This window comes from Pseudomonas sp. NPDC089534, from assembly GCF_044749305.1.
GTDB classification, from domain to species: Bacteria; Pseudomonadota; Gammaproteobacteria; order Pseudomonadales; family Pseudomonadaceae; genus Aquipseudomonas; species Aquipseudomonas ekonensis.
This window is the reverse complement of record NZ_JBIVHR010000021.1, coordinates 60,543-79,079: the sequence shown is the minus strand read 5'-3', so window position 1 is coordinate 79,079 and position 18,537 is coordinate 60,543. Positions and strand designations below refer to the sequence as shown.

Here is an 18,537-nt window from a genome sequence, read left to right as displayed (position 1 = left end):
GTGTCACCGTCGAGATGATTGCTGATGCCGTGGGTATCGGCAAAGGCACGATCTACAAGCACTTCAAGTCCAAGGCGGAGATCTATCTGCGCCTGATGCTCGACTACGAGCGTGACTTGAACGCGCTGTTGCATTCGGCCGATGTCGACAAGGACAAGGAAGCCCTGTCCCGTGCCTACTTTGAATTCCGCATGCGCGATCCGCAGCGCTACCGCCTGTTCGACCGGCTGGAAGAAAAAGTGGTCAAGGGCAATCAGGTGCCGGAAATGGTCGAGGAGCTGCACAAGATCCGCGCCTCGAACTTCGAACGTCTGACCCAGCTCATCAAAGGCCGCATCAGCGAAGGCAAGCTGGAGGACGTGCCGCCTTACTTCCACTACTGCGCATCCTGGGCGCTGGTGCACGGCGCCGTGGCGCTGTACCACTCGCCGTTCTGGAGCAACGTGCTGGAGGATCAGGAGGGCTTCTTCCAGTTCCTGATGGACATCGGCGTGCGCATGGGCAACAAGCGCAAGCGCGACCCCGAAGCGCCAAGCAACTGAAGCCATTCAGTTGCCTTATTGCGTCATGTTTTCGCTGCATGGCGCAGTACCACAGGAATATACTCAGGCATAGGGGTTGCTAAAACTTGATTTGTGAGTCAAGTTTTAGCGGCCCGATTTACTGTCGCCGGAGTGATCATGATCGTTGACCGTCAAGGCAGGCGTTTCCGCAATCTGCGGATCAGCCTGACCTCCGCCTGCAACTACGCCTGTACCTACTGCGTGCCCAACGGCAAGCGGCTGGTGGCTGCGCAGGACGAACTGTCGGCCGAGGCCATGGCGCGCGGGGTGGCCTACCTGATCGAGGCGGCCGGCATCGAACGGCTGCGCATCACCGGCGGCGAGCCGCTGGTCAGCCCCAAGCTCGAATCCTTCATGAACGCCGTCGGCCAAATGGGGCTTGAGGACATCAGCCTCACCACCAACGGTCAGTTGCTGGCGAAAAAGCTGCCGCTGCTGGTCGACGCCGGCCTGCGGCGCATCAACGTTTCCCTCGATACCCTGGATGCCGGCGCGTTCCGCAGCATCGCCCGCGGCGGCGACCTGGCCACGGTGCTCGACGGCATGGAGCAGGCTGCGGCGGCGGGCCTGAAGATCAAGGTCAACATGGTGCCGCTGCGCGGGCAGAACCTCGATCAGGTGATGCCGTTGCTGGACTACTGCCTGGCGCGCGGTTACGAGCTGCGGTTCATCGAACTGATGCGCATGGGCCACCTGGCCAACGATTCCAATGCTTTCCTGCAGCAGTTCGTCAGCCTGCAGCAGTTGCTCAGCCTGATCGGCGAGCATTACGAGTACGCCCAGGCCGATGCGCCCGTCGATGCCACCGCCGTGCGCTACGGGATTCCCGGCGTCGGTCATTTCGGCGTGATCGCCAACGAAAGCGTGCCGTTCTGCCGGACGTGCTCGCGGCTGCGCCTGTCGTCCACCGGATGGCTGCATGGCTGCCTGTCGTCGAGCAACCGTCACTATGTCGGCGATCTGCTCGACAAGCCGCGTCACCAGGCGTTGCCGGCGTTGCAGCGGTTGCTGGTGAAGGCGCTGGGGGACAAGCAGGAGGTGGCGTTCTCCGGCGGCGCGACGGTGATGAAGATCATCGGTGGCTGAACCGGCCTCTTTGCGGGCAGTGAGACGCACAGGATGACCGAGCTGGCGCAAAAGCTGCATCCTACGGCCATTCGCCGGTTTTCCGTCACCGGCTTCTGGAGGATGAGGATGCGTAGCCTGGTTTTGCTGCTGGCCGTTCTGGCGCTTGGTGGCTGTATGACTGTCAGCGATATGGCGGAAGGCACCCGCTATCAGATGAGCGACGCAGGGCTGCTGGATCACAGTGACAGCCGGCGCGTGAACAACCTGCGTATCCAGCCGGATTCGTTCATCTACATCGCCCAAGGGGCGTTCGCGCCGCCGGGCGGATCCTACCCGCGCCCGAACGTGGTGGCCGAGGAAGCCTTCAAGGGCTTTGTCGAGTACTTCCCGATGGTGCGCCGCGCCCGTGCGCCGGAAGGCCTGGACCAGGCGATGGGCGAGGCCCGCGATGCCGGCGCCCATTACCTGCTGTACACCCGTTTCGCCAAGGCCGACAACCGCATCGGCAACTCCGATGAATGGCTCGACGAGGAAGCGGTGGATCGCCTGGGCATCGACAGCGGCGTGATTCAGATCATGCTGATCGAGACCAGCACCCAGTATTTGATCGATACCGCACGGATCAAGAGCCGTGGCGGTTTACTGACGTTCCACGACAATTCGCCTGAAGACCTGATCGGCCCGCCGCTTGCGCAATATGCGCGCAGCCTGCTGGGCGTGGGCGACCAATAATCCGAGGAGTACGCCATGAGCGGCCCGCAAAAAGCCAATGACCTGTTGGGGCAGATCCCCAAGACCAAAGGCTTGCCCCCGGTGCACTTGTGGAATCCGGATTTCTGCGGCGACATCGATATGCGCATCGCCCGGGACGGCACCTGGTTCTACCTGGGCACGCCCATCGGGCGCAAGCCGATGGTCAAGCTGTTCTCCACCATCATCCGCCGCGACGGCGATGACTATTTCCTGATCACCCCGGTCGAGAAGGTCGGGATCAAGGTCGACGATGCGCCGTTCGTGGCGATTGCCGTCGAGGCGCAAGGCGAGGGTGAGGCGCAGGTCTTGCGCTTCACCACCAACGTCGATGAAACCGCCGAGGCCGGCGCCGAACATCCGATCCGCGTGGAGACCGACCCGCTCACGCAGGAACCTGCGCCGTATGTGCATGTGCGCAGCAACCTGGAAGCGTTGATCCACCGCAACGTGTTCTACCAGCTGGTGGAACTGGCGGTCAGCCGCGAAATCGACGGTCAGCGCTGGCTAGGCGTATGGAGCGGCGGGGTGTTCTTCCCCATCGGCCTGGAACCCTGATGTTCATGGATCACCTGTAGGAGCCAGCAGGCTGGTTCCCACAGGGTTTGTGTGTGCCATTGAACAATCCGATTTGACTCCCAATCGTATGATGATTAGCGTGGGCATCCATCGCGAACGGCGTTGAGGTGTCCATGTCCAGCAGCTTTCATGCATCAACGGTCGATTGGCTCGGCGGATGGATCGCTGCGGGCCATGTGAAACCGGGGCAGGCCATCAAGGTCGAGGCCGACCTGGGCGAGCAGCTCGGGGTCAGCCGCACGGTCATACGCGAGGCGATCAAGACCCTGGTCGCCAAAGGCATGCTCGAAGTCGGGCCGAAAGTCGGCACCCGGGTGCTGCCGGTGCGGCGCTGGAACCTGTTCGACCCGCAGGTGGTGGGCTGGCTGTCACGCAACGGCTTGCCGGAAAACTTCGTCGACGACCTGCTCGACCTGCGCCGCACCATCGAGCCGACGGCGGTGCGCTGGGCTTGCGAGCGGGCCACGGTCGAACAGGTGCACGCCGTGCAAATAGCCTACAGTGCGCTGGAACGCGCAGTGGACGGCGGCATCGATTACAACCGCGCCGACCAGGCCTTTCACGAATCCATCCTCGCCGCGAGCCACAACCAGTTCATCGAACAGATGGTGCCGGCCCTCGGCGCGCTGCTGGCGGTGTCTTTCGAGGTGTCCGCCGCCGACCCCGAGGAGCTGCGCCGCACATTGCCGATCCACAAGGACATGGCCGACGCCATCGCTGCCCGTGACGCTGCGCGGGGCGTCTGGGCCTGCATCACATTGATCGACGACGCGGACCTGGCGATCAAGCGCCATTACCCGCAAGTGATGGCCGGCAGACAACAGGCATGACCGCCGCGCAGCCCTTGTGGGAGCGAGCCTGCTCGCGATGGCGGATTCACGGCCGACACAGAAGCGACTGACACACCGCCATCCCCACCCAAAACAGACGATCGAAGGAGGTCGCATGACGTGGACCGCAGTGACCCAGCACCGGGCGCAACTGGGCGAAGGCCCGTTCTGGGATGCGCCGACCCAGGCGCTGTACTGGGTGGACATCGCCGGCCGCCAGGCCTTGCGGCTGATCGGCCACAACGTGCAGATCTGGCAGATGCCGGAGCACGTGTCGGCGTTCATTCCGTGCGCCAGCGGCGATGCGCTGGTGACCCTGAGCAGCGGCGTGTACCGCCTGGACCTGGATTCGCCGGGCCTTGAGCCCAGGCTGACGCTGTTCTGCATCGCCGACCCGCAGCCCGGCAACCGGCCCAACGAGGCGCGCTGCGATGCGTTGGGCCGACTGTGGCTGGGCACCATGCAGAACAACATCGGCGAACAGGGCGAGGACTTGCCCATCGTGCGGCGTTCCGGCGGGCTGTTCCGCATCGATCCGGACAAGCGCGTCACGCCTCTGTTGCGCGGCCTGGGGATTCCCAACACGCTGCTGTGGCGCGACGGCGGCACCACGCTGCTGTTCGGCGACAGCCTGGACAGCACGCTGTACCGCTACTTCATCCACACCGACGGCAACCTCGACACCGCCTGCATCTGGTACGGCCCCGGCCAGCACCAGGGCAAGCACGGCGGGCCGGACGGCTCGGCGATGGACGCCGATGGCTATGTGTGGAACGCCCGCTGGGACGGCGGTTGCCTGCTGCGCCTGACCCCGGACGGCCATGTGGATCGCCGGATCGACCTGCCCGTCAGCCGGCCGACCAGTTGCGTGTTCGGCGGCGAAGACATGAAAACCCTGTACATCACCAGTGCCAAGAGCCCGCGCAATCACCCGCTGGACGGCGCGGTGCTGTCGATGCGGGTGGAGGTTGCCGGGCTGCCTTGCACCCGGTTTGCGGGTTGATTCCCACAATATGGGATGCAAAATTATATATTGAGATTATTTGGTGGTCGGGTTTATAGTCGGCTCCAGCAGTGACACGCACTCACACTTAAAAAGAACAAAACAGGTGAAGTGATGCAGCGAATTTCCATCGCACTCCCCAATGGAGTCGGCGTTTCGGGCCGTTTCGGTGCCGCCGCGTCTTCGCGCCTGTTTTTTCAGAAGCCTTCCGGACCGGACATCGCCAGATGTCCGGTTTTTTTTGCGCTTTGAAACAGGAGTCCTGATCCATGGCTGAACCCCTTTCCTTGCCGCCGGTGCCTGAACCGCCCAAGGGCGATCGACTGAAGAACAAGGTGGTGCTGCTCACCGGCGCCGCCCAGGGCATCGGCGAGGCGATCGTCGCCGCGTTCGCCTCGCAGCAGGCCCGGCTGGTGATCAGCGACATCCAGGCCGAGAAAGTCGAAAAGGTCGCCGCCCATTGGCGCGGGCAGGGCGCCGATGTCCAGGCGGTCAAGGCCGATGTCTCCTCCCAGCAGGATCTGCACGCCATGGCCGAGCTTGCCGTCGGCCTGCACGGGCGCATCGACGTGCTGGTCAACTGCGCCGGGGTCAACGTGTTCCGCGATCCGCTGCAGATGACCGAAGAGGACTGGAAACGCTGCTTCGCCATCGACCTGGACGGCGCCTGGTACGGCTGCAAGGCCGTGCTGCCGCAGATGATCGAGCAGGGCGTCGGCAGCATCATCAACATCGCCTCGACCCATTCGACCCATATCATCCCCGGCTGCTTTCCGTACCCGGTGGCCAAGCACGGCCTGCTCGGGCTGACCCGCGCCCTGGGCATCGAGTACGCGCCCAAGGGCATCCGGGTCAACGCCATCGCGCCGGGCTACATCGAAACCCAGCTCAACGTCGATTACTGGAACGGCTTCGACGACCCCCACGCCGAACGCCAGCGCGCCTTCGACCTGCACCCGCCACGCCGCATCGGCCAGCCCATCGAGGTGGCGATGACGGCGGTGTTCCTGGCCAGCGACGAGGCGCCGTTCATCAACGCTTCGTGCATCACCATCGATGGCGGCCGCTCGGTGCTTTACCACGACTGACTGAAAGGCGTTTCAGGCGGGTAAGTCCGCCTGAAATTCAATCATCATACGATATGACTATTGTCGGTACGGATGGAGGACGGTTTCGCCGTTTGGCAGCAGTAAGCGCCTTCGCCGCAGAGACTTAACGCTTTCGAACAACGCTCAAGAAAAACAACAAGGAGTCTGCTCATGAAACGTCGTTACGGAATTCGCAACCTGTGCAGTGCCGCGCTGGCGACCGCCGCGTTCAGTATCAGCGGTTCGCTGCTGGCCGCCGACCCGGTGAAGATCGGCTTTCTGGTCAAGCAGGCGGAAGAGCCCTGGTTCCAGACCGAATGGGCCTTCGCCGAAAAGGCCGCCAAGGACAAAGGCTTCGAGCTCATCAAGATCGCCGTGCCGGACGGCGAGAAAACCCTGTCGGCCATCGACAGCCTGGCCGCCAACGGCGCCCAGGGCTTTGTGATCTGCCCGCCGGACGTGTCCCTGGGCCCGGCGATCATGGCCAAGGCCAAGCTCAACGACCTGAAGGTGATCGCCGTGGACGACCGCTTCGTCGATGCCGGCGGCAAGTTCATGGAAGACGTGCCGTACCTGGGCATGGCCGCGTTCGAGGTGGGCCAGAAGCAGGGCGCCGCCATGGCCGCCGAAGCCAAGAAGCGCAACTGGGACTGGAAAGACACCTACGCGGTGATCAACACCTACAACGAACTCGACACCGGCAAGAAGCGCACCGACGGTTCGGTCAAGGCGCTGGAAGACGCCGGCATGCCGAAGGCCAACATCCTGTTCTCGGCGCTCAAGACCCTCGACGTGCCGGGCAGCATGGACGCCACCAACTCGGCCCTGGTGAAGCTGCCGGGCGCGGCGAAGAACCTGATCATCGGCGGCATGAACGACAACACCGTGCTGGGCGGCGTGCGCGCCACCGAAGCGGCCGGGTTTGCGGCCTCCAACGTGATCGGCATCGGCATCAACGGCACCGATGCCATCGGTGAGCTGAAGAAACCCGCCAGCGGTTTCCACGGCTCGATGCTGCCCAGCCCGCACATCGAGGGCTACAACACCGCGAGCATGATGTACGAGTGGGTCACCACCGGCAAAGAGCCGCCCAAGTACACCGCCATGGACGACGTCACCCTGATCACCCGCGACAACTTCAAGCAAGAGCTGGAAAAGATCGGCCTGTGGAACTGAAGACTGTCCGGACAGTGTGAAGAGGTGGCTTTATGCACGCGCAAGAACAGACACACGAACACGAACCGCATTCAAGCGGCGGCAGCCTGCGCTTCAACGGGATCGGCAAGGCCTTTCCCGGCGTGAAGGCGCTGGACGGCATCAGCTTCGTCGCCCGTCCGGGGCAGGTGCACGCCCTGATGGGCGAGAACGGCGCCGGCAAATCGACCCTGCTGAAGATCCTCGGCGGCGCCTACCTCCCCAGCAGCGGCGAACTGCAGATCGGCGAGCGGACGATGGCGTTCCGCTCCACCGCCGACAGCATCGCCAGCGGCGTGGCGGTGATCCACCAGGAGCTGCATCTGGTGCCGGAGATGACCGTGGCCGAGAACCTGTTCCTCGGCCACCTGCCGGCGCGCTTCGGCCTGGTGGACCGCGGTGCTCTGCGCCGTCAGGCCTTGGCGTGCCTCAAGGGCCTGGCCGATGAGATCGACCCGCAGACCAAGGTCGGACGCCTGTCCCTGGGCCAGCGGCAACTGGTGGAAATCGCCAAGGCGCTGTCCCGGGGCGCCCACGTGATCGCCTTCGACGAACCGACCAGCAGCCTCTCGGCCCGGGAAATCGAGCGTCTGATGGCGATCATCGGCCGCCTGCGCGACGAGGGCAAAGTGGTGCTGTACGTCTCCCACCGCATGGAGGAGGTGTTCCGCCTCTGCGACGCGGTGACGGTGTTCAAGGACGGCCGTTACGTGTGCACGTTCGAGGACATGGGCCAACTGACCCACGACCGGCTGGTGACCTGCATGGTCGGGCGCGACATCCAGGACATCTACGACTACCGCAGCCGCCCGCGCGGCGCGGTGGCGCTCAAGGTCGACGGCCTGCTCGGGCCGGGCCTGCGCGAGCCGGTCAGTTTCGAGGCGCACAAGGGCGAAGTCCTCGGTCTGTTCGGGCTGGTCGGCGCGGGGCGCACGGAACTGCTGCGCCTGCTCGGCGGCCTGTCGCGCAGCACCGCCGGGCGCCTGCTGCTGCGCGGCCATGAACTGACGCTGCGCTCGCCCCGCGACGCCATCGCCGCCGGGATCCTGCTGTGCCCGGAGGACCGCAAGAAGGAAGGCATCATCCCGCTGGCCAGCGTCGCCGAGAACATCAACATCAGCGCCCGCGGCGCCCACTCCGGCCTCGGCTGCCTGCTGCGCGGGGTCTGGGAGCGGGGCAACGCCGACAAGCAGATCAAGGCGCTGAAGGTGAAGACGCCCCACGCCGGGCAGCCGATCAAGTTCCTGTCCGGCGGCAACCAGCAGAAGGCCATCCTCGGTCGCTGGCTGTCGATGCCGATGAAGGTGCTGCTGCTCGACGAGCCCACCCGCGGCATCGACATCGGCGCCAAGGCCGAGATCTACCAGATCATCCACGACCTGGCCGCCGACGGCATTTCGGTGATTGTGGTGTCCAGCGACCTGATGGAAGTGATGGGCATTTCCGACCGCATCCTGGTGCTGTGCGAAGGCGCCGTGCGCGGCGAGGTCAGCCGCGACCAGGCCAACGAATCCAACCTGCTGCAACTGGCTTTGCCGCGCCAGCGCGCCGGCGCGGCGAACTGAGAGGTGAACATGATGACGACTCAAAACGAAACCTTGCCGACGCCGCGCAAGCCCATGGACCTGCGGCGCTTTCTCGACGACTGGGTGATGCTGCTGGCGGCGGTCGGCATTTTCGTCGCCTGCACGCTGCTGATCGACAACTTCCTGTCGCCGCTGAACATGCGCGGGCTGGGCCTGGCGATCTCCACCACCGGGATCGCCGCCTGCACCATGCTGTATTGCCTGGCGTCGGGGCACTTCGACCTGTCGGTGGGCTCGGTGATCGCCTGCGCCGGCGTGGTGGCGGCGGTGGTGATGCGCGACACCGACAGCGTATTGCTCGGCGTCGGCGCGGCACTGGCGATGGGGCTGATCGTCGGGCTGATCAACGGGATCGTGATCGCCAAGCTGCGGGTCAACGCGCTGATCACCACGCTGGCGACCATGCAGATCGTCCGTGGCCTGGCCTACATCTTCGCCAACGGCAAAGCGGTGGGCGTGTCCCGGGAATCGTTCTTCGTGTTCGGCAACGGGCAGATGTTCGGCGTGCCGGTGCCGATCGTGATCACGATCCTGTGCTTCCTGTTCTTCGGCTGGCTGCTCAACTGCACCACCTACGGGCGCAACACCATGGCCATCGGCGGCAACCAGGAGGCGGCGCTGCTGGCGGGGGTGAACGTCGACCGCACCAAGATCATCATCTTCGCCGTGCACGGGGTGATCGGCGCGCTGGCCGGGGTGATCCTCGCCTCGCGCATGACCTCCGGCCAGCCGATGATCGGGCAGGGCTTCGAGCTGACGGTGATTTCCGCCTGCGTGCTGGGCGGGGTCTCGCTGAGCGGCGGGATCGGCATGATCCGGCACGTGATCGCCGGGGTGCTGATCCTGGCGATCATCGAGAACGCGATGAACCTGAAGAACATCGACACGTTCTACCAGTACGTGATCCGCGGCTCGATCCTGCTGCTGGCGGTGGTCATCGATCGCCTCAAGCAGCGCTGACCTGCGGCGCCTGAACCGGCGCCATCGCCGGCAGGCTGGCTCCCACATTGTTTTGCGGTGAACGCAAACTCTGCATTCAACCGCCCCCCCTGTGGGAGCCAGCCTGCTGGCGATGGCGTCGGTCCAGGCACCTCAGGATCCGCAGAGGAAACTCATCCCGCCTTGCGCAAGGCCTCGATCAGCTCCTGCTTGCGCATCGTGGAGCGGCCGGGAATGTTCTTCGCCCGCGCCTCTTTCCTCAGGCTCTCGACCGTTTGGGTATTGCGCGAAGCGCGGCTGTCGCGCGGGAGTCCTTCACGGCTGGCGGCCGCCCGCCGTGCCGACTCCCGCCGGTCCCGGGCCTTGGCGTCCGCCGGTTTTGCGCGACCTGAGCCGCCGGCCTTCTCGCCGCCGCCGGACTGCTTGTTCACCGTCGCCCAGGCGCGGGCTTCGGCTTCGTCCTTCGGCACGCCTCTGTGTTCGTAGCTCTCTTCGATGTGCCGTGCCTTGCGCTTCTGTTCGGCGGTGTATTTGGCTTTGCTTCCACGGGGCATGGGGTGTCCCTCCTACGGGTTGCCGCTGCCGGATCCCGGAAGGGCTCCGGGCTTCTTGCCGCTGCCGGAATCCGGATCCGCCGGCGGGAGCGGATTGCCGGACGTGCCGCCCTGGCGCCCCGGATCGTTGCCCTGGGTGCGCGGATCGATGCCGGTGGCGGGCGGCAGGGCGTTTTCCACGCCGGAGCCGTCGGTGTTCATGCCGGGGGCACTTTGGATGGCGGGCGCCTTGGGCCGTTCGACCGGATCGGTCGGGCCGGTGCCGGCGGCGGTGACCGTGGCGGCGAAGGCCGCCGGGCAGAGCAGGGCCGTGAGCAGCAGGGCAGTCAACCTTGACGGGATCATGGCGGGTCTCCAGTGATGGGAATCCTTACCTGACGTTGGTCTGCCCCCGCGCCGCAGAGGTGCCCTGCGGATGACGAACGGTCTAGGCCGCTTGCGCCGTGCGGATCCGCATCCGCCGCCACAGCAGGCGGGCGACGGTGATCAGCCAGTTCGACGCCGCCACCGCCAGGACCGTCAGCAGCAGCGCCGGCATGCCCCGCTCGACGATGATCTTGCCCGCCAGCAGCGGAAAGCCGAACACGCCGATGAAGTACGCCAGGCTGAACAGCAGCAACGCCTGCGGCATGGTGCCCGGCGGCGCTTCGTTGGCCGCCAGGCCGTTGATCACCGAATAGGTGAGGCCGTAGCCGACGCCCAGCATCAGCGCCGCCAGCAGGTAACCGGCGCCGCTGTGCACACCGAAGGCGAAGAGCGCGACCGAACCCAGCATCAGTCCCGACAGCAGGCACGACGCCCGCAGCGGATCGCGCTTGACCACGAACCCCGCGATCAGCAGGCGGCTGCTGATCGCCGCGCTCATGAAACCGATGAAGAACAGCGAGTAATCCAGCGAGCGGCCGGCGGCGTAGCTGGTCTGGAAGCTCGACAGGCCGCCGAACACCGCGCCGCCGAGGCCGACCATGATGATCGGCAGCACCGCCGGAGAACCCAGCACCTGCGTCGTCGCGCGCCAGGAGATGCGCGCGGCCGATGTCGCCTGGGTGCCTTTGAGCCGTGCGCCGAGGCGCCAGAACAGGGCCGAGCCGATCAGGCTCGCCGCCGCCGCGAGGACGAACGCCGACGTCACCGGCCAATCCAGCGCGGTGGCTGCGCGACCGAGCAACGGGCCGCTGCCGATCCCGGTCATCATGCTGCCGGACAGCAGGGCAAAGTACTTCGCCCGCTGCGCCGGGCTCACCAGGCTGGCGACGATGATCGGCCCCAGCGTGTAGAACACCCCCCAACCCAATCCCAGCAGCAGGCCGAAAAACAGCAGCAGCGAACCGAACCCCGGCGTCAGCGCAAACCCCAGGCTCGCCGCCGCCAGCAGCAAGCCGAACAGCGCAATGGAGCGCGCCGCGCCCAGCCAGTCGGACAGGTGCCCGGACACCAGCACCGCCGCAAAGGTGCTGAGCATCGCCGCGCTGATCACGCTTCCGGCGTCGTGTTCGTTGCCGCCGCGGGAGCCGATCAGCAGCGACAGCAGAAACGTCGCGCCGTAGGACAGCGACAGCAGATAGCTGGCCAGGCAAAACAGGCCGAACAGCCTGCCCGGAACCTTGGGTGTTGCGTGAGGCATGACGCGTTTCCTTCAACCGACAGAAATGAGCGTCCCCTATCTACCATGCCGGGCGGGCGGGTTAGGTCAAAGGTTGGTGGAGTCAGGATCGGCGCCGGACGGAGTAATGTTCAGGCGATGCCGATCTCTTCCTTGAACTGCTCCATGAATTGCTTCAGGCGCTGATGGCGCAGCTGCGCGTGGCGCTGGCCGGCCACGGTGCGAAAGCCGGCGGCCAGGTGCAGCAGCTTGGTCTGGAAGTGGTCGAGGCAGAAGCGGCGGTCGTCGTACTCCCGGTCTTTGGCTTCGGGGTCGAGCGGATCGTACAGCGCGCTGCCCATGCGCCCGGCGGTGTAGAACGTGCGGGCGACGCCGAGCATGCCCAGCGAATCGAGCCGGTCGGCGTCCTGCAGGATCCTGGCCTCCAGCGTCAGCGGCTCGATGCCGGCGGAAAAGCTGTGGGCTTCGATGGCGTGGCGCACGGCGTCGATCTCGGCTTGGGGCCACCCCAACGTCGTCAAGACCGTTGCCGCCTTCGCCGCCGCCAGGCGCGATGCCTGCGAACGCAGCGGCGAATTCTTCTCCACCGCCACGCAGTCGTGCAGCAGCACCGCCGCCAGCAGCACCCGCAGATCCCCGCCTTCCTCGGCCTGCAGGGTGCGCGCGTTGTGCCACACCCGATGCAGGTGCGACAGGTCGTGGGCGCCGTCTTCCGAGGGTTCCAGGGCGTGGGGCAGCAGTTGGGCGGCGAGCGGCGCCAAAGGGGCAAAGGCGAGATTGTTCATGGGCATCGTGTCCGGCATGCGAAGATCCTGTGGGCGCCAGCCTGCTGGCGATGGCGTCGGTCCGGACGCCGCCTGGCTGGAGCAAGGCAGTTGCGTCGGATAGGGTAGTGCGTGCATCGCCATGTGACGAGCGCTGCGCGCCGCCGTAGTATGGCGCTTTCCCATTTCCGACAAGGCCCGTCCATGACGATCGAGATCCGCCCCGCGACCCCCAGCGATGCACCGCAAATCCTCGCGTTCATCACGGAACTCGCCGATTTCGAAAAGGCCCGCCACGAAGTCATCGCCAGCGTCGCCGACATCGAGCGCAGCCTGTTCAGCGAAGGCGCCACCGCCCACGGCCTGATCTGCCTGCGCGACGGCCTGCCCATCGGGTTCGCGGTGTTCTTCTTCAGCTATTCGACCTGGCTTGGCAGCAACTGCCTGTACCTCGAAGACCTCTACATCACCCCGGAGCAGCGCGGCGGCGGCGCCGGCAAGACCCTGCTGCGCCACCTCGCCAAGATCGCCTGCGCCAACGACTGCGGCCGCTTCGAGTGGAGCGTGCTGGACTGGAACACCCCGGCCATCGAATTCTACAAATCCCTCGGCGCCCAGCCGCAGGAAGAGTGGGTGCGCTACCGCATGGACGGCAAGGTGTTGCGGGAGTTTGCCGAGGGCTGAAAAAGGCGGGCGGTTAGGGGGTCGCCTGATTGTCCGCACGCTTCCCGTGGCAGGCGGTGGACATTCAGGGCGATGACTCAGGATGAACAATCGGCATGCGACCTTGTTTATGGAGATCCAGTATCTGGAGTCCGGATGTGAAGATCCTATTCTCAATAGTTGTCTTGCTGTTTTGTGCGTCTTGTGTGAAGGAAATCAAGCTCCCTGATTCGCACATTGAGTTTGTTTCCGTGACGGAGACTAAAGACAGTCCTTTTCTTGATCTTCGCTTCAGTTCGAAGACCGACCTGTTGACGTTCTTTAAGTCAAATACCGGCGAGGATCAATTGGGAGAAGCGCTGATCTGCTCGCTTGATCAGAGTGTTCCCTTTGAGAAGAGGCAGGATTTGCCGCGTTACCTTGAGGGGGAAATGGTTGAGGTCGGTGGCCCTGGGCCAGGGCCGGAAGGGAAGCATATTTACTCCGCTCGTCTGTTTGCCATGCAAACACCGGATGGCGGAATATCGAGCACTTTCATTCCCAAGGCTCAACTGCTGGAAGTATTGAGGGGGCAGGATTTATTGGCTTGCAGGGTTTTTACCTCCTCTTACTCCTATGGCGGTTATTACTCGAATTCAATGAGTGTTCCGGCAGTTGAGGTTGTGCGCGCCATTGAGTGAAGGAATGGTCGGTAAAGAGATTGTTTTTGGGTGCCGTGCAGCCATGAACTCACCCTATGGATGAAACCCGCCTGATTCTTCCCAACTCCCCTGCACCCACCCATCCAGCGCTTGTCGCGCCGCATCGTCCTTCCCCTCGCTGAAGCCAGGGCAGCAGTGAGCAGCGTTTTCAGCGGATGTCTCATTTCGTTCTTCCTTGATCCGTCGGCAGCCGTGCCGCAGGCGCGCATTCTAGAGCGTTGGCGCAGGCCTGCGCGTCATGTTTGCTTTGTCCCAAAATATGGGATTGATATTTATATATTGAGATTTTTCGGCGCCCAGGTTTATAGTCCAGCCCACTCACTGCCAAAAACAAAACAGGTGAAGCGATGCTGGCGCAATTGATCGCCCTCGATTGGGGGACGACCTCCCTACGTGCTTACAAACTCGGGCCGGACGGCCAGGTGCTGGAGCAGCGGTCGCTGTCGTTCGGGATCATGCAGTTGCCGAAGACGGCGCGGGTCATCCATGGCCGCGAATGCGCCGACGGTTTTGAACTGGCGTTCGACGAGGCCTGCGGCGACTGGCTCGATGCGCAGCCCGGCCTGCCGGTGATCGCCTGCGGCATGGTCGGCAGCGCCCAGGGCTGGCGCGAGGCGACCTACCGCGAGACGCCGGCCGACGTCGCCGACCTCGGCCGTTCCCTGCAAACGGTGCGCAGCGTGCGCGGTGTCGATGTGCACATCGTGCCGGGCGTGATTCAGCGTTCGCGCCTGCCGAACGTGATGCGCGGCGAGGAGACCCAAGTCCTCGGCGCGCTGCAGAACCTGGCGCCGGGGGCGGGCGGCGATCTGTTGATCGGCCTGCCGGGCAGCCATTCGAAATGGGTGGAGGTGGCCGAAGGCTGCATCACCCGGTTCGACACCTTCATGACCGGCGAAGTGTTCGCCGTGCTCAGCGAGCACAGCATCCTCGGACGAACCCAGCAGCACGGCGCGGCTTTCGACGGCCAGGCATTTGACCGCGGCGTGCAGGTGGCGCTGTCGGCGGAGGGTGAGATCGGCGTGCTGTCCACCCTGTTCAGCGCCCGCAGCCTGGGCCTCACCGGCGAACTCAGCGCCGCCGCGCAACCTGACTATCTCTCCGGCCTGCTGATCGGCCATGAGCTGGAGGCCCTCGCCCAGGTGCAGCGGCAGCGGCGCCACAGCGTGCACCTTCCTTCGATCGTCCTCATCGGCAACGGATCCCTGTGCGCCCGCTACGGCCGGGCCCTCGACGCCTGCGGCTTCGCCCGCGTGACGCTGGCCGAACAGGCCACCGAGCGCGGCCTGTGGCACCTGGCGCTGGCCGCCGGACTGATCGATTCCCCATCCCGTTAACCTCGACTGGAGGCCAGACATGCTCAAGCAAGCATTGGCGCAAAACGGTCTGATCGCGATCCTGCGCGGCCTGCATCCGCAGGAAGCGGCCGCGATCGGAGATGTCCTGTATGCGGCCGGATTTCGCGTCATCGAAGTGCCGCTCAATTCCCCCGCGCCGTACGAAAGCATCCGCATCCTGCGTCAGGCGTTGCCCGCCGACTGCCTGATCGGCGCCGGCACGGTGCTGACCCCGGAGCAGGTGGAGCAGGTCAAGGAGGCCGGCGGCCAGGTGATCGTCATGCCCCACAGCGACGCCAAAGTGCTGCGGGCGGCGAAGGCGGCGGGGCTGTACCTGTCGCCGGGCGTGGCCACGCCGACCGAAGCCTTCGCGGCGCTGGAGGAGGGCGCGGACATTCTCAAGCTGTTCCCGGCCGAGCAGATGGGACCTGCGGTGGTGAAAGCCTGGCTGGCGGTGCTGCCGGTCGGGACGGTGCTGGCGCCGGTCGGCGGCGTCACCCCGGACAACATGCAGGCGTTCATCGACGCCGGCGCCAAAGGCTTCGGCCTCGGTTCCGGCCTGTTCAAGCCCGGCATGACCCCTGATCAGGTGGCGGCCAACGCCAAGGCCTACGTCGCTGCCTGGAACGCCCTGCGCTAAGCATTCCGGCTCATCTACAAGAGAGACAAACAGATGAAAATCACCAAACTCACCACCTTCATCGTCCCGCCGCGCTGGTGCTTTCTGAAGGTCGAGACCGACGAGGGCGTCACCGGTTGGGGCGAGCCCGTGGTCGAAGGCCGCGCCCACACCGTCGCCGCCGCCGTCGAGGAATTGTCCGACTACCTGATCGGCAAGGACCCACGCAACATCGAGGACATCTGGACGGTGCTCTACCGCGGCGGCTTCTACCGTGGCGGCGCCGTGCACATGAGCGCCCTGGCCGGCATCGACCAGGCGCTGTGGGACATCAAGGGCAAGGCCCTCGGGGTGTCGGTCAGCGACCTGCTCGGCGGCCAGGTGCGGGACAAGATCCGCGTGTACTCGTGGATCGGCGGCGACCGCCCGGCGGACACCGCGCGGGCGGCGAAAGAGGCGGTGGGCCGCGGCTTCACGGCGGTGAAGATGAACGGCACCGAAGAGCTGCAGTTCCTCGACACCTTCGACAAGGTCGACCAGGCCCTGGCCAACGTGGCGGCCGTGCGCGATGCGGTGGGGCCGAACGTCGGCATCGGCGTGGACTTCCATGGCCGGGTGCACAAGCCCATGGCCAAGGTGCTGATGAAGGAGCTCGATCCGTTCAAGCTGATGTTCATCGAAGAGCCGGTGCTCAGCGAGAACTATGAAGCGCTGAAGGAACTGGCGCCGCTGACCAGCACCCCGATCGCCCTCGGCGAGCGGCTGTTTTCCCGCTGGGACTTCAAGCGCGTGCTGAGCGAAGGCTACGTCGACATCATCCAGCCGGATGCGTCCCACGCCGGCGGCATCACCGAAACCCGCAAGATCGCCAACATGGCCGAAGCCTATGACGTGGCGCTGGCCCTGCACTGCCCGCTGGGGCCGATTGCGCTGGCGGCGTGCCTGCAACTGGACGCGGCCTGCTACAACGCGTTCATCCAGGAGCAGAGCCTGGGCATCCACTACAACGAGAGCAACGACCTGCTCGACTACGTGAAGGATGCGCGGGTGTTCGACTACGACCAGGGCTTCGTCAAGATCCCGAACGGGCCGGGACTGGGGATCGAGATCAACGAGGAATACGTGATCGAGCGCGCCGCCGTCGGCCACCGCTGGCGCAACCCGGTGTGGCGCCATGCCGACGGCAGCTTCGCCGAGTGGTGAGTCCTGCCTGACCCGCCGCCAACCCCTGTGGAGCCAGCCCTGCCGGCTCCACAGTGTGATCTCCAGGGACCGGGGATCGGCCTTCATCCCAGACCTCAATAAACACAAGAAAGAGGCTCCCCATGCAACCGCAAACCCTCACCGGGCAGGCGTCTTTGGTCACGCCCAGCCGCAAGCGGTTTTTCATCATGGTGCTGTTGTTCATCACCGTGGTCATCAACTACCTGGACCGCAGCAACCTGTCGATCGCCGCCCCGGCGCTGACCAGCGACCTGGGCATCGACCCGATCCATGTCGGGCTGATCTTCTCCGCGTTCGGCTGGACCTACGCCGCCATGCAGATCCCCGGCGGCTGGCTGGTGGACCGGGTGCCGCCGCGCATCCTCTACAGCGCCGCGTTGCTGCTGTGGTCGCTGGCCACGGTGATGCTCGGCTTCGCCGCCAGCTTCATCGCGCTGTTCGTGCTGCGCATGGCGGTCGGCGCGCTGGAGGCGCCGGCCTATCCGATCAACAGCCGGGTGGTCACCACCTGGTTTCCCGAGCGCGAACGGGCCACGGCCATCGGTTTCTATACGTCCGGGCAGTTCGTCGGGCTGGCGTTCCTGACGCCGGTGCTGGCCTGGCTTCAGCACGAATTCGGCTGGCACATGGTGTTCGTCGCCACCGGCGCGGCGGGCATCGTATGGGCCGCGATCTGGTACGCGGTGTATCGCGAACCCCGGGACTTCAAGGGGGCCAACGACGCCGAAATCGACCTGATCCGCGAGGGCGGCGGGCTGGTGGACATCCAGGCCGATGCGGCGAAGGTGAAAGCGGCGTTCAGTTGGCGTGATCTGGGCATCGTCCTGAGCAAGCGCAAGCTGTGGGGCATCTACCTCGGCCAGTTCTGCCTGAACTCGACGCTGTGGTTCTTTCTGACGTGGTTCCCGACCTACCTGGTGAAGTACCGCGGCATGGACTTCATCAAGTCCGGCCTGCTGGCGTCGCTGCCGTTTTTGGCGGCATTCATCGGCGTGCTGTGTTCCGGGTTCTTTTCCGATTTCCTGATCCGGCGCGGCTGCACGGTGGGCTTTGCGCGCAAGTTGCCGATCATCGGCGGACTGCTGATCTCCACCTCGATCATCGGCGCCAACTTCGTCGAGTCGACGCCGCTGGTGATCGCCTTCCTGGCGCTGGCGTTCTTCGGCAACGGGCTGGCCTCGATCACCTGGTCGCTGGTCTCGACGCTGGCCCCGGCGCGGCTGCTGGGACTGACCGGCGGGGTGTTCAACTTCATCGGCAACCTGTCGGCGATCGCCACGCCGATCGTCATCGGTTTCCTGGCCAGCGGCGATTCGTTCGCCCCGGCGATCACCTACATCGCGCTGCTGGCGCTGATCGGTGCGCTGTCCTACGTGCTGCTGGTGGGCAAGGTCGAGCGCATCGAGTTGTAGTCGCCGGCGCCGGGCGACCATAATGCCGCCCGTTCCCTCGCTCAACGGTAAAAGGCTGGA

At 65.0% G+C, this 18,537-nt stretch carries 20 protein-coding genes; 16 read left to right on the top strand and 4 right to left on the bottom strand.

The window, feature by feature from the left end; translation table 11 throughout:
- From ACIP0B_RS09295 to araH, 10 genes are all read left to right on the top strand, one after another.
- Positions 1-542 (top strand): TetR/AcrR family transcriptional regulator (locus ACIP0B_RS09295; RefSeq protein ID WP_400831385.1); only part of this gene is annotated, 542 nt, incomplete at its 5' end.
- A gap of 138 nt (positions 543-680) precedes the next feature.
- Positions 681-1,649 (top strand): GTP 3',8-cyclase MoaA, encoded by a 969-nt coding sequence (locus tag ACIP0B_RS09290; protein WP_400831383.1) that lies wholly within the window; start codon positions 681-683, stop codon positions 1,647-1,649.
- A gap of 108 nt (positions 1,650-1,757) precedes the next feature.
- Positions 1,758-2,363, top strand: coding sequence for a DUF4823 domain-containing protein (locus ACIP0B_RS09285; RefSeq protein ID WP_400831382.1), 606 nt, complete (start codon positions 1,758-1,760; stop codon positions 2,361-2,363).
- Between the two features lie 15 nt (positions 2,364-2,378).
- Positions 2,379-2,939 (top strand): DUF1285 domain-containing protein, encoded by a 561-nt coding sequence (locus tag ACIP0B_RS09280; protein ID WP_400831380.1) that lies wholly within the window; start codon positions 2,379-2,381, stop codon positions 2,937-2,939.
- Between the two features lie 134 nt (positions 2,940-3,073).
- On the top strand, positions 3,074-3,790 hold the full coding sequence (locus ACIP0B_RS09275; RefSeq protein WP_400831379.1) for a FadR/GntR family transcriptional regulator: 717 nt from the start codon (positions 3,074-3,076) through the stop codon (positions 3,788-3,790).
- A 115-nt stretch (positions 3,791-3,905) separates the two neighbouring features.
- Positions 3,906-4,793: an SMP-30/gluconolactonase/LRE family protein gene (locus ACIP0B_RS09270; protein WP_400831378.1), complete on the top strand. Its 888-nt coding sequence runs from the start codon at positions 3,906-3,908 to the stop codon at positions 4,791-4,793.
- A 269-nt stretch (positions 4,794-5,062) separates the two neighbouring features.
- Complete coding sequence (locus ACIP0B_RS09265) at positions 5,063-5,881, top strand: SDR family oxidoreductase (protein ID WP_400831377.1); 819 nt, start codon at positions 5,063-5,065, stop codon at positions 5,879-5,881.
- Positions 5,882-6,052: 171 nt separating this feature from the next.
- A complete protein-coding gene (locus tag ACIP0B_RS09260) occupies positions 6,053-7,057 on the top strand; it encodes a substrate-binding domain-containing protein (protein ID WP_400831376.1) in 1,005 nt (334 codons plus the stop codon).
- A 32-nt stretch (positions 7,058-7,089) separates the two neighbouring features.
- Positions 7,090-8,640: an L-arabinose ABC transporter ATP-binding protein AraG gene (araG, locus tag ACIP0B_RS09255; protein ID WP_400831374.1), complete on the top strand. Its 1,551-nt coding sequence runs from the start codon at positions 7,090-7,092 to the stop codon at positions 8,638-8,640.
- Between the two features lie 12 nt (positions 8,641-8,652).
- A complete protein-coding gene (araH, locus tag ACIP0B_RS09250; RefSeq protein ID WP_400831392.1) occupies positions 8,653-9,621 on the top strand; it encodes an L-arabinose ABC transporter permease AraH in 969 nt (322 codons plus the stop codon).
- 152 nt (positions 9,622-9,773) lie between these two features.
- Here the strand turns inward: araH and ACIP0B_RS09245 are convergent, their stop codons facing one another.
- The 4 genes from ACIP0B_RS09245 to ACIP0B_RS09230 form a co-directional block, all read right to left on the bottom strand.
- A complete protein-coding gene (locus ACIP0B_RS09245) occupies positions 9,774-10,154 on the bottom strand; it encodes a Rho termination factor N-terminal domain-containing protein (RefSeq protein WP_400831372.1) in 381 nt (126 codons plus the stop codon).
- A gap of 12 nt (positions 10,155-10,166) precedes the next feature.
- A complete protein-coding gene (locus ACIP0B_RS09240; RefSeq protein ID WP_400831371.1) occupies positions 10,167-10,499 on the bottom strand; it encodes a hypothetical protein in 333 nt (110 codons plus the stop codon).
- Positions 10,500-10,581: 82 nt separating this feature from the next.
- Positions 10,582-11,778, bottom strand: a complete 1,197-nt coding sequence (locus tag ACIP0B_RS09235) for an MFS transporter (RefSeq protein WP_400831370.1) — start codon at positions 11,776-11,778, stop codon at positions 10,582-10,584.
- A 110-nt stretch (positions 11,779-11,888) separates the two neighbouring features.
- Positions 11,889-12,542: an HD domain-containing protein gene (locus ACIP0B_RS09230; protein ID WP_400831368.1), complete on the bottom strand. Its 654-nt coding sequence runs from the start codon at positions 12,540-12,542 to the stop codon at positions 11,889-11,891.
- Between the two features lie 183 nt (positions 12,543-12,725).
- On the opposite strand from ACIP0B_RS09230, the gene ACIP0B_RS09225 reads away from it, so the two are divergent.
- The 6 genes from ACIP0B_RS09225 to ACIP0B_RS09200 all read left to right on the top strand — a co-directional run bounded on the left by ACIP0B_RS09225 (position 12,726) and on the right by ACIP0B_RS09200 (position 18,477).
- Complete coding sequence (locus tag ACIP0B_RS09225; RefSeq protein WP_041475599.1) at positions 12,726-13,205, top strand: GNAT family N-acetyltransferase; 480 nt, start codon at positions 12,726-12,728, stop codon at positions 13,203-13,205.
- Between the two features lie 137 nt (positions 13,206-13,342).
- On the top strand, positions 13,343-13,864 hold the full coding sequence (locus tag ACIP0B_RS09220) for a hypothetical protein (RefSeq protein WP_400831367.1): 522 nt from the start codon (positions 13,343-13,345) through the stop codon (positions 13,862-13,864).
- A 368-nt stretch (positions 13,865-14,232) separates the two neighbouring features.
- The gene (locus ACIP0B_RS09215) at positions 14,233-15,222 is read left to right on the top strand and encodes a 2-dehydro-3-deoxygalactonokinase (RefSeq protein ID WP_400831365.1); all 990 of its coding nucleotides are present in this window, start codon (positions 14,233-14,235) and stop codon (positions 15,220-15,222) included.
- A 19-nt stretch (positions 15,223-15,241) separates the two neighbouring features.
- Positions 15,242-15,862 carry a 2-dehydro-3-deoxy-6-phosphogalactonate aldolase gene (locus tag ACIP0B_RS09210; protein WP_400831363.1) on the top strand — a complete coding sequence of 207 codons (621 nt, stop codon included), beginning with the start codon at positions 15,242-15,244 and terminating at the stop codon, positions 15,860-15,862.
- Positions 15,863-15,895: 33 nt separating this feature from the next.
- Entirely contained in the window at positions 15,896-17,044 is a 1,149-nt protein-coding gene (dgoD, locus tag ACIP0B_RS09205; RefSeq protein WP_400831362.1) for a galactonate dehydratase, read from the top strand.
- A 122-nt stretch (positions 17,045-17,166) separates the two neighbouring features.
- Positions 17,167-18,477, top strand: a complete 1,311-nt coding sequence (locus tag ACIP0B_RS09200) for an MFS transporter (protein ID WP_400831360.1) — start codon at positions 17,167-17,169, stop codon at positions 18,475-18,477.
- Positions 18,478-18,537 lie beyond the last annotated feature (60 nt).